The sequence below is a fragment of the Marinobacter sp. genome (assembly GCF_033722195.1).
Taxonomy (GTDB): Bacteria; Pseudomonadota; Gammaproteobacteria; order Pseudomonadales; family Oleiphilaceae; genus Marinobacter.
The window spans coordinates 36,857-52,235 of the sequence record NZ_JAWVZL010000015.1 but is presented as its reverse complement, the minus strand read 5'-3'; the positions used below and the strand labels follow the sequence as shown (position 1 = coordinate 52,235).

The window sequence follows — 15,379 nt, the reverse complement described above, 5'->3', positions numbered from 1 at the left end:
CTGCTCGAGACCCTGACCGAAGGTCTGGAAATCAAGGGTATCGTCAAGAACCTGACCGACTACGGCGCGTTCGTGGATCTGGGCGGTGTTGACGGCCTGCTGCACATCACCGACATGGCCTGGAAGCGCATCAAGCATCCGAGCGAAATCGTGAATGTGGGCGACGAGATCCAGGTCAAAGTCCTGAAGTTCGACCGTGAGCGCAACCGCGTCTCCCTGGGCCTGAAGCAGCTGGGCGAAGATCCCTGGGTCGATATCAAGGCCCGTTACCCCGAGGGCAGCCGCGTCAAGGCGCGCGTGACCAACCTCACCGACTACGGCTGCTTCGCGGAGCTGGAAGAGGGCGTCGAGGGCCTGGTACACGTGTCCGAGATGGACTGGACCAACAAGAACATCCACCCCTCCAAGGTGGTGCAGGTTGGTGACGAAGTTGAAGTGATGATTCTGGACATCGACGAGGAGCGTCGTCGTATCTCCCTGGGTATCAAGCAGTGCGTGTCCAACCCGTGGGAAGATTTCTCCAGCAACTTCAACAAGGGCGACCGTATTTCCGGCAAGATCAAGTCGATCACCGATTTCGGTATCTTCATTGGTCTGGACGGCGGCATCGACGGTCTGGTGCACCTGTCTGACATCAGCAGGAACGAGACTGGCGAGGAAGCCGTTCGTGAGTACAAGAAGGGCGACGAAGTCGAGACCGTTATCCTGTCTGTGGACCCGGAGCGTGAGCGTATCTCCCTGGGCATCAAGCAGCTGGAGAGCGATCCCTTCGCCGAGTTCGTACAGCTGAACGACAAGGGCTCCATCGTCAAGGGCACCGTATCCTCCATCGACGCCAAGGCAGCCACCATTGCCCTGAACGACGAAGTGGAAGCGGTCCTGAAGGCCTCCGAAATCAGCCGTGACCGGGTCGAAGACGCCCGCAACGTGCTGAACGAGGGTGACGAAGTAGAAGCCAAGATCATCAGCATCGACCGCAAGAACCGCATCATCAACCTGTCCGTCAAGTCCAAGGACGTGGAAGATGACAAGCAGGCGCTGCAGAATGTGCGTGAAAAAGCCTCCGAGAGCTCAGGTGCCACCACCATCGGTGACCTGATCAAGGAGCAGATGCAGCAGCAAAACGCCAACAAGGACTGACAAGTCCGCGACGGTGGAAAAAAACGGGCTGTAACAGCCCGTTTTTTTTGTCTTTTTTTGGGGTTTAGCTAAACTACGGACAAGGCGTTGCATTGCAGCACTGCAATAAGAACGAAAAAGGATCAAACCTCATGACGAAGTCTGAACTGGTCGAACTGATTGCGTCAAAGCAGACGCAACTGTCCGTGAAAGATGTCGAGCTGGCCGTCAAGACCATCATTGAGCACATGTCCCAGTCTCTGGCTGAGGGCCAGCGCATAGAGATCCGTGGCTTCGGCAGCTTTTCCCTGCATCATCGTGCCGCCCGAACCGGCCGCAACCCCAAGACCGGGGAAGCGGTGCAGTTACCGGCCAAGTTTGTTCCCCATTTCAAGCCCGGCAAGGAACTTCGGGAACAGGTGAACGACAGCATGAAGAAAGGTTTTTGACCGCAACACCGATTCATCAGCATGAGTGACTAAGGGAGCACATTGGCTTATGGCCGGCATAAAGAAAATCCTGCTCATTCTGCTGGTCCTGTTTCTTATTCTTGTTGTGGTGGTCTTCTCCCTCAACAACCAGGTGGCTGTGCCACTGGATTTCCTGCTGTTTGAAACCGCGCCCCGGGGCGTGGCGATCTGGATCATTCTTGCCTTTGTCGTCGGCGCCGTCGTCGGCATCCTCCTTACCTTGCTTGCAACCCTGAGACAGTCGGTCTCGAAGCGTCATATCCAGAAGCGCCTCGACCGGGCAGAAAAGGCGTTGGAGAAATCCAGGAATCCTACTGACCGGACGATCTGATGGATATTGTGTTTCAGTGGCTGCTTGTCACCGTAGCGGTGGCTGCTGGCTGGTTTGTCGGTCGTTATGGACGCTCGTCGGCCACCTCCGGCACGGTCATTTCCGATGAGGCCTCGGTTCGCGACCGCCTGCAGTTCCTGTTTACAAATTATTCCGATCAGGCGGTGGAGAATTTCGTCCAGTCCCTGGCGGTCACCAAGGACACCGTCAGCCTGCACCTGTCCATCGGCGCCCATTTCCGGCTCAAGGGCGAGAGCGACCGGGCCATCCTGATCCACCAGAACCTGCTGGCTCGGCCGGAGCTGCCGCCCCGCTTCTCGCCCCAGGTCACCTTCGAACTGGCTCTGGACTACCTCGCCGCCGGTCTGCTGGATCGGGCCGAGGCCCTGTTCAACCAGCTCCTGGGGGATCGGGACTATGGTCGCAAGGCCGCCTCCCAGCTGATCGAGCTGTACCAGCAGGAGCGCGAGTGGGACAAGGCGATCCGGGTGGCCAGCACCCTCAGAAGCGGCTCGGACGATGCCAATCTGGACACCCAGCTGGCCTATCTGACCTGCGAGAAGGCCGACGAGGCGCTGCGCCAGGATGATCGCTGGGGCGCCCAGAAGCTGGCCCGGGAAGCGCTGGAGCGCGATCGCAACTGTGTCCGGGCCACCTTTATTCTGGCCAGTCTGCAGCGCCGACAGGGCAGTTACCGGGACGCCGTCACCACGCTGCTGAAAGTGTTCGACCAGAACCCGGAGTTCGGGCCCGAGGCCGTCGACCGGCTGATGCGGCTGGAGCGCGAGCACGGCGATATCAGCCGCCTGGTTCGGAAGCTGCGCAAGCTTTACCAGACCTGGCCCAGTACCAGTCTGCTTCTGGCGCTGGTGGAATCGGTGGAGCGTGCCTCTGGCCGGCCGGCCGCCATCGAACTGCTGCGGGCGGAACTGGAAATCCGGCCCAGCGTGCGCGGCCTGCTGCGGTTGGTGGAGATGGCCGGTTACGAGAAGGGCATGACCACCGACGAGGGCCGGCTGGTGAGCCGGATCGGCCACCTGCTACTGGTCAACCGCCCGGTCTATCGTTGTGTCAGCTGCGGTTTTGGCGGACAGCAACTGCACTGGCACTGCCCCAGCTGCAAACAGTGGGAGACGGTTCGCCCGATTCAGGGCGTCGAAGCCGAATAAGCCTCCCGGGTTCTTTCATCGCTATCAGGAAACGTTTGTCACGTGATCACCAACAACGACCCCCGCATCATCGTTGCCCTCGACTTCCCGTCCGAGCAGCCGGCGCTGGCGCTGGCCGACCGTCTCGACCCCTCGCAGTGCCGGCTCAAGGTAGGCAAGGAGCTGTTCACCCGCAGTGGCCCGGCCCTGGTGCGTGAACTTCAGAACCGGGGCTTCCAGATTTTCCTGGACCTCAAGTTCCACGATATTCCCAACACCACCTCCGCTGCGGTTGCCGCCGCTGCCGACCTTGGGGTCTGGATGGTGAATGTCCACGCCTCCGGTGGCGAGACCATGATGAGTGCCTGCCGGCGCCGTCTGGAGAGCTACGGTGACGACCGCCCGCTGCTGATCGCGGTCACGGTGCTTACCAGCATGACCGACGCCGAGTTTGCCGACATCGGCCTGCAGGGTACGGCGGAGGATCAGGTGGCCCGGCTGGCGGCGCTGACCGCCCGTTGCGGGCTCGACGGTGTGGTGTGCTCGGCGCAGGAAGCGGGCCGGCTGAAGAGAGAGCAGGGCAGTGGTTTCCGGCTGGTGACGCCGGGCATCCGGCCGGCCAGTGCCAGTGCCGGCGACCAGCAGCGGATCATGACGCCGGCGGCGGCGCTGGCGGCGGGCAGCGATTACCTGGTCATCGGTCGTCCCATTACCCAGGCGCAAGACCCGATGGCGGCGCTGGCGGCGATTCACAAGGAAATCGGCGGTCGCTGAGGCGACCCCTCAACGAAAAAGGCCGCTGCCTGATGCCAGGTAGCGGCCTTCCGGAATAGTGGCTCCCCGAGCTGGGCTCGAACCAGCGACAAACGGATTAACAGTCCGTTGCTCTACCAACTGAGCTATCGGGGAACATCGTTGCGGGCGCTCGTGCCGTCCTTGCGGTGGCGGCAGCGTGTCAACGAGGCGCGTATGTTACGGTGGCCACCGCGCCCCGTCAACCCCTGGGGGTCAGCTTTCCGACAGCGCCTTCTTGAGGCGGCTGATCGCTTCTTTCAGGGTGTCCAGGCTGGTGGCGAAGCTCAGCCGCATATGGCCAGGGGCGCCGAAAGCGGAGCCCGGAACCAGCGCGACACCGGCCTCACGCAAGAGTACTTCGGCAAACTCCACGTCGTTGTCCACCCCGGGCTTGGCCTCGATGGCGTCCTTGAAGCTGGGGAAGACGTAAAAGGTACCGTCACCGGACAGGCACTCCACCCCGGGCAGCTCGTTCAGGGCCGCCACCAGGTAGTCGTGGCGCTCTTTGAAGGCCTTGACCATTTCGCCCACGCACTCCTGCGGGCCGTCCAGCGCGGCCTGAGCCGCCGCCTGGGAGATGGAGGAGGCGTTGGAGGTGCTCTGGGACTGGATCTTCTTCATGGCGCCAATGACCCGGGCCGGGCCGGCGGCGTAACCGATGCGCCAGCCGGTCATGGAGTAGGCCTTGGAGACGCCGTTGAGGACGAAGGTGCGGTCGTAGAGCTCCGGGGCGGCATTGAGGATGTTGCAGAACGGCTGGCCGGTCCACAGGATTGGCTCATACATGTCGTCGGTGGCGATCATCACCTCCGGATGGCGCTTGAGCACTTCCGCCAGGCCCTTGAGCTCCTCCATGGAGTAGGCCATGCCGCTGGGGTTGGAGGGGCTGTTGATGACGAACAGGCGGGTGCGGCTGGTGATGGCCTTTTCCAGCTGCTCCGGGGTGATCTTGAAGCGGGTTTCCGCCGTGGTTTCAATGATCACCGGCTTGCCTTCGGCCACCAGCACCATGTCCGGGTAGGACACCCAGTAAGGCGCCGGAATGATAGCCTCGTCACCGGCGTTCAGGGTGGCCAGCGCCAGGTTGAAGAAACTCTGCTTGCCGCCGCCGGACACCAGGATCTGGTTGGGCTCGTAATCCAGGCCGTTGTCCCGTTTGAACTTGCCGATGATCGCCTTCTTCAGCGCCGGCGTACCATCCACCGCGGTGTATTTGGTCTGACCCTTCTTGATGGCCTCCACCGCCGCGTCCTTGATGTGGTCCGGGGTGTCAAAGTCCGGCTCGCCGGCGCCCAGGCCGATGATGTTCTGGCCGGCAGCCCGCAGTTCCGCAGCCTTGTTGGTGACGGCCAGGGTGGGTGAAGGCTTGATTGACTGTACACGGCTGGAAAGTTGAAGGTCCAAACTTGCGCTCCTATACGATGCGACGGGTGAGGCCAATCCGGCGTAGTGGCGGTGTTGCCACGGCAATCCGTCACTGCCTGTCATGGCACAGATGTTATCATGAAGCCGCCACAACGATAAGGTGGTTGTAGCCAACCCCAACCCTCTCGGGAGGACGCCAGACCCCATGTTCAAAGTCGATTCGCCCTACCGCCCCGCCGGCGACCAGCCCAAGGCCATCGCCGGTCTGGTGGACGGTATCCAGTCCGGGCTGGCGCACCAGACGCTGCTCGGGGTTACCGGCTCCGGCAAGACCTTCACCATTGCCAACGTGGTGGAGGAGATCCAGCGGCCCACCATCGTCATGGCCCACAACAAGACCCTGGCGGCCCAGCTTTACGGTGAGTTCAAGGAGTTCTTCCCCGACAACGCGGTAGAGTACTTCGTGTCGTACTACGACTATTACCAGCCCGAGGCCTATGTGCCCTCGTCGGACACCTTCATCGAGAAGGACGCCTCCATCAATGAGCACATCGAGCAGATGCGGCTGTCCGCCACCAAGGCCCTGCTGGAACGCTCCGACGCCATCATCGTGGCGACCGTGTCGTCCATCTACGGTCTTGGAGACCCCGAGTCCTACCTGAAGATGATGCTGCACCTGGACCGGGGCGACAAGATCGACCAGCGCGCCATCCTGCGGCGGCTGGCGGAGCTGCAGTACACCCGCAACGACATCGAGTTCCACCGCGCCAACTACCGTGTGCGGGGCGACGTGATTGACGTCTTCCCGGCGGAATCGGAGAAAGAAGCGGTGCGGATCGAGCTGTTCGACGACGAGGTGGAGAACCTCAGCTACTTCGATCCGCTCACCGGTGAGGTGTTCCGGCGGGTGCCCCGGGTGACCATCTACCCCAAATCCCACTATGTCACGCCCCGCCAGAAGGTGCTGGACGCCATCGAGAACATCAAGCTGGAGTTGGAGGAGCGCCTCAAGGTGCTTCGGGACAACAACCGCCTGGTGGAGGCCCAGCGCCTGGAGGAGCGCACCCGCTACGACATCGAGATGATGCTGGAGCTGGGCTACTGCAACGGCATCGAGAACTATTCCCGCTACCTGTCCGGACGGGCTCCCGGGGAACCGCCGCCGACCCTGTTCGACTACCTGCCGCCCAATGCCCTGCTGGTGGTGGGCGAGTCCCACGTCACCATTTCCCAGATCGGCGCCATGTACAAGGGCGACCGCTCCCGCAAGGAAACCCTGGTGGAGTACGGCTTCCGGCTGCCCTCTGCGCTGGACAACCGGCCCATGCGGTTCGACGAATGGGAGCGTATCGCGCCGCAGATGATCTTCGTGTCCGCCACACCGGGCGACTATGAGGCCCGTCACGCCGGCCAGGTGGTGGAGCAGGTGGTAAGGCCCACCGGCCTGCTGGACCCGGAGCTGGAAGTGCGGCCCGCCTCCACGCAGGTGGACGACCTGCTGTCGGAAATCGGCAAGCGTGCCGCCGTCGATGAGCGGGTGCTGGTGACTACCCTGACCAAACGCATGGCGGAGGATCTCACCGACTTTCTGATGGAACACGACATCCGGGTGCGCTATCTGCACTCGGACATAGACACCGTGGAGCGGGTAGAGATCATCCGGGATCTGCGCCGGGGGGTGTTCGATGTGCTGGTGGGGATCAACCTGCTGAGGGAGGGCCTGGATATGCCGGAGGTTTCCTTGGTGGCTATCCTGGACGCCGACAAGGAAGGCTTCCTGCGCTCTGAGCGCTCACTGATCCAGACCATCGGGCGGGCCGCCCGTAACGTCAACGGCAAGGCCATTCTTTACGGCGACCGGATAACCGGATCCATGCAGCGGGCGATCGATGAGACCGAACGCCGCCGGGCCAAGCAGATCGCCCACAACGAGGAGCACGGCATTACCCCCACCGGTCTCAACAAGAGGGTGGCCGACATCATGGAAGGTGCCACCAGGGGTGGCGCCGGTGGCCGGCGCCGCGCCGAGCGGCCCGGTCAGAAGGCGGCGGAGGAAGCCGAGCAGTACCTGAGCGAGGCCCATGGCCGGTCGCCCCAGGAACTGCTCAAGGACATCGACAAGCTGGAAGACGACATGTACAAGGCCGCCGCCAACCTGGATTTCGAACAGGCTGCCCGCCTGCGGGACCAGATTGCCACTCTAAAGGAAGCCGCCATCCGGACCGCCTGACCGGGCGGTCGTTCAGGCTAGCGCTTCGGGCCTACGATGACCGCGGCCTGCAGCGGCTGGTTCTTGCCATAGCGGGCCATCTGGTCGAACACCCGACGGTCCACCGGCAGGTGCTGCTTGTCGGCGACCGTCTCGCCCTCGGCGATGTCGATCTCCGGGTCATGCAGGTAGACGAACTGGCTGTCGATACCGCAGACCGTCACCCAGTGGGGCACCCGGCTGCGATTCAGCTGCCAGGTGCTGATCAGGATCACCGGCACCCGGCCCTGTTTGAAGGCATCCTCGACCAGTGCAAGGGTGAGGGGGGCATGGTGCAGTTCGATCTCGGTCTGACCCATGTCGTGCAGAAAGCCTTCGTGCACCAGCTCCAGCACCCGTTTCTTGTTGTCGTTGCGGACCGTGTCCTTGAACAGGGCGCCCTCCTGACTGACGTAGGCGGAGGCGTGAAAGCCCCGATTCCAGGCGGCCAGGGCCAGGCCGTGGGGGCCACAACCGCCGTGACCAGCCAGCATGAAGATGGTGGTGGCCTCGCGCCAGATCCGCAGCTCATCCAGGGTGGTCAGCGACATGGAATCGTCCAGCGCCGCCATGGCCATCAGCAGGGCCGCCGGGCCACAGGAGAAATCGGTGGTCTGGGGGTAGTAGGGCACCGCAGGGAACTGGCCCCGGGGCTCGTAGAACAGGATGCGGCGCTCGAAGCGCAGGGCGTTGCCGTGGTCTTCGTAATAGTCCCGGTAGGTGCCGAACTGGCGATAGCCCAGCCGCCGGTAAAGGGCAATGGCACCGGCGTTGTCTTCCCGCACCTCCAGCCGCATGATGATCCGGCCTGCCGCCACGGCGTGTTTCTCGGCCTCGCGCACCAGATGCTCACCCAGGCCCTGGCCCCGGGTTTCCGGGGCCACCGCGATGGAATAGATCCGGGCCAGCCGGGTGGCGGCGTGCATCAGCACCAGGCAGTAGCCCTGCAGTTGCTCGCCCTGGTAGGCCACCACCAGGCGGTCCCGGGGCACCTCGATAAAGCGGCGGAAACTGCGCCGGGAAATCCGGTCTTCGCTGAAGCAGCGCTTTTCCAGAGCAACCAGGGCGTCCAGGTCTGAGATGACCGCCAGACGGTAACTAAAATCGGACATACAGCCAGTGCCTTGGGCAGGATTGAAAATGAACCCTATTATGAGAGACAGTCAGGCCAGTGAACAGCGCCCAATCATGCGTAAAATCACGCACTTCTGCGTTATTGTGCCGGGGCGGGGCTGACGCTATTGTCGCGTTTCTATCATTTTCCGCGTTTTCCGGGTTCAAAAGGGGGAGCGTGGGTTCAGGCACCACCCATGGAGGATTGCCGTAGATGTCACGTTTGCTGATCGTTGTAGACCGGGCAAAGGACTGGGCGCCATACTACCCCAGCGAAGACGTACTCACCTTTGACCAGTACCTGCAATTCACCGCGCCGGCCTCGGCACGGGTCAGGGTCATCAATCTCTGCCAGAGCGCACGTTACCTGAGCCGGGGCTATTATTGCTCGCTGCTGGCGGAAGCCCGGGGTCACAACGTGGTGCCATCGGTCACTACCCTGAACGATCTCAGCCGCAAGGGCCTGTTCTCGCTGGAGCTGGAAGAGCTGGACGCCAGTGTGCTGGAGTGGCTGGATGCCGCCGGTGCGGCGCTCAAGCCGGGAGAGGACGATCGTGACGCTACCCACGAAGTCAGCATCCGGACCTATTTCGGCCAGGCCGAGCACGCCGCCCTCAAGCCCGTGGCCCGGGCCCTGTTTGACCGTTTTCCATGCCCGATTCTGGAGGTGGTGTTCAAGCGTCGCAACAAGGCCTGGCAGATCGAGTCCATGAAGCCGGCGTCACCGGCGGACCTGAGCGATACCGAGCAGGACGCCTTTGCTGCCGCCCTGGATCGCTTTTCCAGCATCGTCTGGCGCAAGCCGCGCTCCCGCAGGCGCTATCGCTTTGACCTGGCCATGCTGGTGAATCCCGAGGAAAAACTGCCCCCCAGTGACGCCGACGCCCTGGAGTGCTTCGAGAAGGCCGGCAAGAAACTGGGCATTAACGTGGAGCGCATCACCAAGCGGGACTACATGCGGCTGCCGGAATACGATGGCCTGTTCATCAGGGAGACCACCGCCATTGATCATCACACCTACCGTTTCGCCCGCAAGGCCGAGGCCGAGGGCATGGTGGTTATCGACGATCCGGTGTCCATCCTGCGCTGCACCAACAAGGTGTTCCTGGCAGACCTGCTGAAGAACAACAAGATCCCGACCCCCAAGACCCTGATCCTGTCCAAGGACCAGAAAGATGCAGTGGCGCAGGTCATCGAGCACCTGGGCCTGCCGGCGGTGGTGAAGATTCCCGACGGCGCGTTTTCCCGGGGGGTGATCCGGGCGGAGAACGAGAAGGAGCTGCGGGAGGCCCTCAAGACCCTGTTCAAGCAGTCGGCATTGGTGCTGGCCCAGGAGTACTTCTACACCGATTACGACTGGCGGATAGGGGTCCTCGGTGGCCGCGCCATTTTTGCCTGCAAGTACTACATGGTGAAGGACCACTGGCAGATCTACCAGCATGGCGCCGACCAGAAAGTGGACAGCGGCGGTTTCGAAACCCTGCCTACCTACGAAGTACCCCGCAATGTTATTCAGGCGGCCCTGAACTCCACCCGGCTGATCGGCAACGGTCTCTATGGAGTGGACATCAAGCAGGCCGGTAACCGGGTGGCGGTGATCGAGGTCAACGACAATCCCAACGTGGATGGGGACGTTGAGGACCGCTTCCTCGGTGGTGAACTCTACACCCTCATCATGCAGGAGTTTCTCACCCGCATGGAGGAGAAGCGGCGCAAATAACAGACCCAAGGGCGTCCATAGCCTCCTCCTGAGCACAAATGCGGTCAATATTGAAGCGATTTATGCACATGAGTGAGGCCGGATTCACATTTTCCTGTTTGCCACTCTTTGCGTTCCTCAGGCGAAAAGGCTTTTGCAAGTAGTTGAAATAAATAAGAAAATAAACTGATCAAAAAATGATCAATCTGTAGGCCGGCTTGTTTCCCAAGGGATTGCAAATTGTAATCGGGGATTTTCAACAGGGTTATCCACAGATTCCGTGGAAAAGGTCACAAGGTCTTCACGGCACAGTCATTTAGCCGTCATCTTGATGTCGTAACAGCGTCTGTGGACAACTTCCGTTATACTCGGCAGCCGTTGCGCGGGCGTCAAAAGCGCGCCTGAAAACCGCCGAGCTTTCTGAGGAATCTGTTCATGTACGGCCTGCTGCGTTCACTGCTCTTCCGACTGCCGCCGGAACGTGCCCACGACCTGACCCTGAAGTGTCTGGATCTGGCGGAGGCGACCGGCTTGCTGAAATCGCTGTCGCCGAACGTACCGGACCACCCGGTGGACGTTATGGGTTTGCGTTTCCCCAATCCGGTGGGGCTGGCTGCGGGGCTGGACAAGAACGCCGACCATGTGGATGCCTTGGCCTCCCTGGGTTTTGGCTTTATCGAGGTGGGCACGGTGACACCCCTGGCCCAGCCGGGCAATCCCAAGCCCCGTATGTTCCGGCTCCCGGAACATAAGGCCCTGATCAACCGCATGGGCTTCAACAACGAGGGCCTGCCGCACCTGCTGGACCGTGTCGAAGGCATGAAGTACGACGGCATCCTGGGCATCAACGTGGGCAAGAATGCGGTCACGCCGGTGGACCAGGCCGAATCCGACTATCGCCGCGGCATCGCTGCCGTCTACGGCAACGCCAGCTACATCACCGTCAACGTGTCTTCCCCCAATACCCCGGGGCTCCGTGACCTGCAGTTCGGTGATTCCCTGGCCCGGCTGCTTGCGGCCATCAAGGACGAGCAGACCCTGCAGGCGGAGCGGCAGAAGCGCTACGTGCCCGTTGCCGTCAAGATCGCGCCGGATATGGACGACGCCGCCATCGCCTTTGTCGCCAGGGCGCTGAAGGAGTCTGGTATGGATGGTGTCATTGCCACCAACACCACCATCAGCCGGGAGGCAGTGGCCGGTCATCCGCAGGCACAGGAAGCCGGCGGCCTCAGTGGCGACCCGGTGCGGGCGCCCTCGGTTCGTGTGATCCAGGCCCTGGCGGCGGAACTGGGGGACTCGCTGCCCATCATCGGGGTGGGGGGCATCAGTGACGGCGCCAGTGCCGCCGAGAAGATCCGGGCCGGCGCCAAACTGGTTCAGGTGTATACCGGCTTTATCTACCGGGGGCCAGCGCTGATTCGAGAGGCGGTGGCGGCGATCGCGCAACTTGAAAAGGGGCGTCAGGACTAAGGGCTGGGAAAGGGCAGCGCCAAAAACAGGAAGGGCCCGCTGAGCGGGCCCGAACGGGGAAAGAACCCCGTGGCGCATTTCCTTATGGGCCGGGTCGGGTGGACCCGTTAGTGAGTTCGCTGAAACCGATGTCAGCGATCAGGCGGGGAGCCGAAGCGCCCCGAGACGAAGAGGGCTACGCCGTGACATTCGCCAGTTTGTGAATGCCGGAAACGCCGGTCATGCCTTCCCAGTGATCTGTGCGCCCTTCGCGCCACCCGCTGAGCCACTCCTGTCTGATTTCCACCTGGTCAATCGGGCAGCTGTCTTTGGATTTTCCGGACACACCGGCCAGATATCCGCGCTTGAATGCACGAGCGTACATGTCTCTTTTCTGTCTTTTCATGCCGTTCCTCACATCATGGATTGAACAGAACAAGTGTGTACACACCAGTCCGATCGGTGTCAGCAGCGTTGTCCGGGCCCTTTCCGTAGCACCAGGGACATTGATCCGCTTGCCTTTACCAATCCGAACCGTTCAGGATCCTGTGTAAGGGAAACCTCGGCCTCCCAAAGACGCGTCTCGAACAAGGTAAGATGAAAACTCTGCCCATGTACACTATTTATTTCATCTATATGAAGCTGCGCTTATGTTTGTGTGACATAAACAGTGACTGTCTTTCTTGGCCGCCCTGCCAGAACGCAGGCTGGACCCGAACGCCCGAAAATGGAGGAAACCTTGTCCACCCTTAACTTTTTTGTAACCTGTCCCAAAGGCGTGGAATACCTGCTCTCCGACGAGCTCCGGGAACTGGGTCTGGAGCCTGTGCGCAATGCCCCCGCAGGGGTCTGGGTTCAGGGGCCGCTGGCCGCGGGTTACAGCGCCTGCCTGTGGTCGCGGCTGGCCAACCGGGTGATTCTGCATCTGGCGGAGCTGGATGCCACCAGCGGCGACAAGCTGTACGAGGGCGTACGGGCGCTCGACTGGTCGGCGCATCTGGCGGTGGAGGGTCGCTTCAAGGTGGCCTTCGTGGGTGAGAACGACGCCATCCGCAACACCCAGTACGGCGTCCAGCGTGTCAAGGACGGCGTGGTCGACCGCCTCCGGCAACCCGACGGCAGCCGGCCTTCGGTGGACACCGACAACCCCGACATCATCGTCTCGGCGCGGCTGCACCGTGGCCTGGTGCAACTGGGTATCGACCTGAGTGGCGACAGTCTTCATCGCCGGGGCTATCGTACCGAGAAAGGCGCCGCGCCGCTGAAGGAGAACCTGGCGGCGGCGCTGTTGCTGCGGGCCGGCTGGCCGGCCATTGCCGCCGAGGGCGGCGATTTCGTCGACCCAATGTGCGGTTCCGGCACCCTGGTGATCGAGGCCGCGCTGATGGCCATGGATCAGGCGCCGGGTCTGCTGCGGGATGGCTTCGGCTTTGCCGGCTGGCTGGGGCACGACGGCGCTCTCTGGCAGTCCCTGCTGACCGAGGCCCGGACCCGTCAGGCGCAGGGCCGCCAGGGGCCGCTGCCGAATTTCAACGGCTTCGACCAGGATCGGGAGGTGATCGCCACCGCCTGGCGCAACATCAAACGGGCCGGGCTGGAAGGCGTGGTCCATGTGGAATGCCGGGAGCTGGCGGAGTTCCAGCGTCCGACCGGCTGGTCGGAGCAGGGCCTGGTCCTGGTCAACCCGCCCTACGGCGAACGTCTCAGTGAACGCAAGACTCTGGGGGGGCTCTACCGCTTGCTGGGGGAGCGCATCAAGGCGGAATTGCCGGGCTGGCGGCTGGGGGTGTTCACCGGGGCGCCGGAAGCCGGCCACGCCATCGGCCTGCGCAGCTACAAGCAGTACAAGCTCTACAACGGCAAACTGCCCGCCCAGCTGTTGCTGTTCCAGGTGGACAAGGCCAGTGAGACCCGATCCCGGGAGATTGGCGCCCCCGGTGAGGTCATGCCCCACATCTTCCACCAGGAGCGCGCAGACATGTTGCGCAACCGCCTGCGCAAGAACCGCAAGACCCTGGGCCAGTGGGCCCGCAAGCAGGGCATCGAATGCTATCGGCTGTACGACGCCGACATGCCGGAATTCGCCCTGGCCATCGACCTCTACGGTGACCGGGTCCATGTCCAGGAATACGCCGCGCCCAAGTCGGTGGACGAACGGGCCGCCCGGGAGCGCCTGGCGGAGGCCCTGGCGGTGATTCCCGAGGCCCTGGATCTGCCGCGGGAGGCGATGGTATGCAAACAGCGCCAGCGCCAGGCGGGCACCAGCCAGTACGAGAAGCAGGCCGCCACCGGCGAATTCTTCACGGTGCAGGAATACGGCTGCCAGCTCCGGGTCAATCTCAAGGATTACCTGGATACCGGGCTCTTCCTGGACCACCGGCCGGTTCGCCACTGGATCCAGCAGCACGCGGCGGGCAAGCGCTTCCTGAACCTGTTCTGCTACACCGGGGTGGCCAGCGTCCACGCTGCCGTCGGCGGAGCGGCGTCGTCGCTGAGCCTGGACATGTCGAAGACCTACGTGCAGTGGGCGCGGGAGAACCTGGCCCTGAACAATGCCGACAGCCGCCGGCACCGGGTGGAGCAGGCGGACTGCCTGACCTGGCTGGCCAACCGCTCAAACCTGAGTGAGACCTTCGACCTGATCTTCATGGATCCGCCGACCTTCTCCAATTCGGCCCGAATGGAAGGCGTGCTGGATATCCAGCGGGACCACCGGCAACTGGTGGAGCAGGCCATGGCCCGACTGGCGCCGGGCGGGCTGCTGATCTTCTCCAACAACTTCCGCCGCTTCCGGCTCGAGGAGGCACTGGAGCAGCAATTCCAGGTCACCGAGGTGAGCCGGGACACCATCGACCGGGATTTTCAGCGCAACGCCCGTATCCATCGCTGCTGGCACATCCGTCATCCCGGCTGAGGTGAGCTCCGCCGCAGCAGGGCGTTTGGGCTAGAACTCGTAGCGCAGGCCGGAAGAGAACTGATAGCCGGTAACGTCCGTTACCGTGTCCTCAAAGAGCTTGCCGCCCTCCAGCACCAGGTAGGCGTTGTCGAACAGCTCCAGGTCCAGGCCGATCAGCCAGCTGGCGCTGAAGGAGCTGTCCGGGAAGTCCCCCGCCAGGTCGTCATAGCGGCTGTTGCGGTTGGCGTCCGGATTGGTCAGCTCGGCCTCACCCTGTAGGTGGGTGAAGCCGAACTGGGCATAGCCGTGGGCGAAATCGGTCAGGGGGTAATGGATGCCGAAGAACCAGCTGGCGAAGTAGTCCAGGCTGATGGTCAGATCGTTGCGGACCTTGGCCTCGGACAGGCCGCCGCCCAGGCGGATCTCGGCGTGGAAAAGCTCGGAGATGTGGCCGCCGATGATCAGGCTGGCGGTGTTCAGGTCGGCGCTGTCGGCCACGACGTCGGTGATTTCGTCCTGGTCGTCGGTGATGGCGGACTCCAGGCTGCGGAGCTGCACCAGGCTGCCGATCAGGCCCACGTAGTACAGGTCTTCCCGGGCCGGTTCCGCCGGGGCGGCGGTTTCCTGCGCCGGCGCGCCCTGGGCCACCAGCAGGGCGGTTGTCAAAGAAAGCGCGGCACGGAGTCGTCTAGGCAGTGTCATTCTTGTTGTGGGTCCCAGCTGATGTCGGAGTAGGCGAGGGGTCC

General features: G+C 62.6%; 14 protein-coding genes and 1 tRNA gene. 9 read left to right on the top strand and 6 right to left on the bottom strand.

The window, feature by feature from the left end; genetic code table 11:
* From R3280_RS04830 to pyrF, 5 genes are all read left to right on the top strand, one after another.
* Positions 1 to 1,140: 30S ribosomal protein S1 (locus tag R3280_RS04830; RefSeq protein ID WP_318997447.1), on the top strand; the 1,140-nt coding region annotated here is incomplete at its 5' end.
* Positions 1,141 to 1,271: 131 nt separating this feature from the next.
* Positions 1,272 to 1,568: an integration host factor subunit beta gene (locus tag R3280_RS04825; RefSeq protein WP_318997446.1), complete on the top strand. Its 297-nt coding sequence runs from the start codon at positions 1,272 to 1,274 to the stop codon at positions 1,566 to 1,568.
* Between the two features lie 49 nt (positions 1,569 to 1,617).
* On the top strand, positions 1,618 to 1,920 hold the full coding sequence (locus tag R3280_RS04820) for a LapA family protein (RefSeq protein WP_318997445.1): 303 nt from the start codon (positions 1,618 to 1,620) through the stop codon (positions 1,918 to 1,920).
* Positions 1,920 to 3,089: a lipopolysaccharide assembly protein LapB gene (lapB, locus tag R3280_RS04815; RefSeq protein ID WP_318997444.1), complete on the top strand. Its 1,170-nt coding sequence runs from the start codon at positions 1,920 to 1,922 to the stop codon at positions 3,087 to 3,089. The genes R3280_RS04820 and lapB overlap by 1 nt, the downstream gene beginning before the upstream one ends.
* Before the next feature lie 45 nt (positions 3,090 to 3,134).
* Entirely contained in the window at positions 3,135 to 3,842 is a 708-nt protein-coding gene (gene pyrF, locus R3280_RS04810; protein WP_413468740.1) for an orotidine-5'-phosphate decarboxylase, read from the top strand.
* Between the two features lie 59 nt (positions 3,843 to 3,901).
* Here pyrF and R3280_RS04805 read toward each other — a convergent pair.
* Together R3280_RS04805 and R3280_RS04800 are read right to left on the bottom strand one after the other, a co-directional pair.
* A tRNA-Asn gene (locus R3280_RS04805) sits at positions 3,902 to 3,977 on the bottom strand.
* Between the two features lie 99 nt (positions 3,978 to 4,076).
* Positions 4,077 to 5,267 carry a pyridoxal phosphate-dependent aminotransferase gene (locus R3280_RS04800; RefSeq protein ID WP_318997442.1) on the bottom strand — a complete coding sequence of 397 codons (1,191 nt, stop codon included), beginning with the start codon at positions 5,265 to 5,267 and terminating at the stop codon, positions 4,077 to 4,079.
* A 166-nt stretch (positions 5,268 to 5,433) separates the two neighbouring features.
* Here R3280_RS04800 and uvrB point away from each other — a divergent pair, with 166 nt between their 5' ends.
* Positions 5,434 to 7,458, top strand: coding sequence for an excinuclease ABC subunit UvrB (gene uvrB, locus R3280_RS04795; protein ID WP_318997441.1), 2,025 nt, complete (start codon positions 5,434 to 5,436; stop codon positions 7,456 to 7,458).
* A gap of 17 nt (positions 7,459 to 7,475) precedes the next feature.
* Here uvrB and rimI read toward each other — a convergent pair whose 3' ends face one another.
* Positions 7,476 to 8,588: a ribosomal protein S18-alanine N-acetyltransferase gene (rimI, locus tag R3280_RS04790; protein WP_318997440.1), complete on the bottom strand. Its 1,113-nt coding sequence runs from the start codon at positions 8,586 to 8,588 to the stop codon at positions 7,476 to 7,478.
* 215 nt (positions 8,589 to 8,803) lie between these two features.
* On the opposite strand from rimI, the gene R3280_RS04785 reads away from it, so the two are divergent.
* Entirely contained in the window at positions 8,804 to 10,309 is a 1,506-nt protein-coding gene (locus tag R3280_RS04785; protein WP_318997439.1) for a RimK family protein, read from the top strand.
* Positions 10,310 to 10,353: 44 nt separating this feature from the next.
* On the opposite strand, the gene R3280_RS04780 is transcribed toward R3280_RS04785, so the two are convergent.
* Positions 10,354 to 10,548: a hypothetical protein gene (locus tag R3280_RS04780; protein WP_318997438.1), complete on the bottom strand. Its 195-nt coding sequence runs from the start codon at positions 10,546 to 10,548 to the stop codon at positions 10,354 to 10,356.
* Positions 10,549 to 10,723: 175 nt separating this feature from the next.
* On the opposite strand from R3280_RS04780, the gene R3280_RS04775 reads away from it, so the two are divergent.
* Positions 10,724 to 11,758: a quinone-dependent dihydroorotate dehydrogenase gene (locus R3280_RS04775; protein WP_318997437.1), complete on the top strand. Its 1,035-nt coding sequence runs from the start codon at positions 10,724 to 10,726 to the stop codon at positions 11,756 to 11,758.
* A gap of 175 nt (positions 11,759 to 11,933) precedes the next feature.
* Here the strand turns inward: R3280_RS04775 and rmf are convergent, their stop codons facing one another.
* Positions 11,934 to 12,143 carry a ribosome modulation factor gene (gene rmf / locus R3280_RS04770; RefSeq protein ID WP_318997436.1) on the bottom strand — a complete coding sequence of 70 codons (210 nt, stop codon included), beginning with the start codon at positions 12,141 to 12,143 and terminating at the stop codon, positions 11,934 to 11,936.
* A 333-nt stretch (positions 12,144 to 12,476) separates the two neighbouring features.
* Here rmf and rlmKL point away from each other — a divergent pair, with 333 nt between their 5' ends.
* The gene (gene rlmKL / locus R3280_RS04765) at positions 12,477 to 14,651 is read left to right on the top strand and encodes a bifunctional 23S rRNA (guanine(2069)-N(7))-methyltransferase RlmK/23S rRNA (guanine(2445)-N(2))-methyltransferase RlmL (RefSeq protein WP_318997435.1); all 2,175 of its coding nucleotides are present in this window, start codon (positions 12,477 to 12,479) and stop codon (positions 14,649 to 14,651) included.
* A gap of 30 nt (positions 14,652 to 14,681) precedes the next feature.
* Here rlmKL and R3280_RS04760 read toward each other — a convergent pair whose 3' ends face one another.
* Complete coding sequence (locus R3280_RS04760; protein WP_318997434.1) at positions 14,682 to 15,299, bottom strand: porin family protein; 618 nt, start codon at positions 15,297 to 15,299, stop codon at positions 14,682 to 14,684.
* Positions 15,300 to 15,379: the final 80 nt, after the last annotated feature.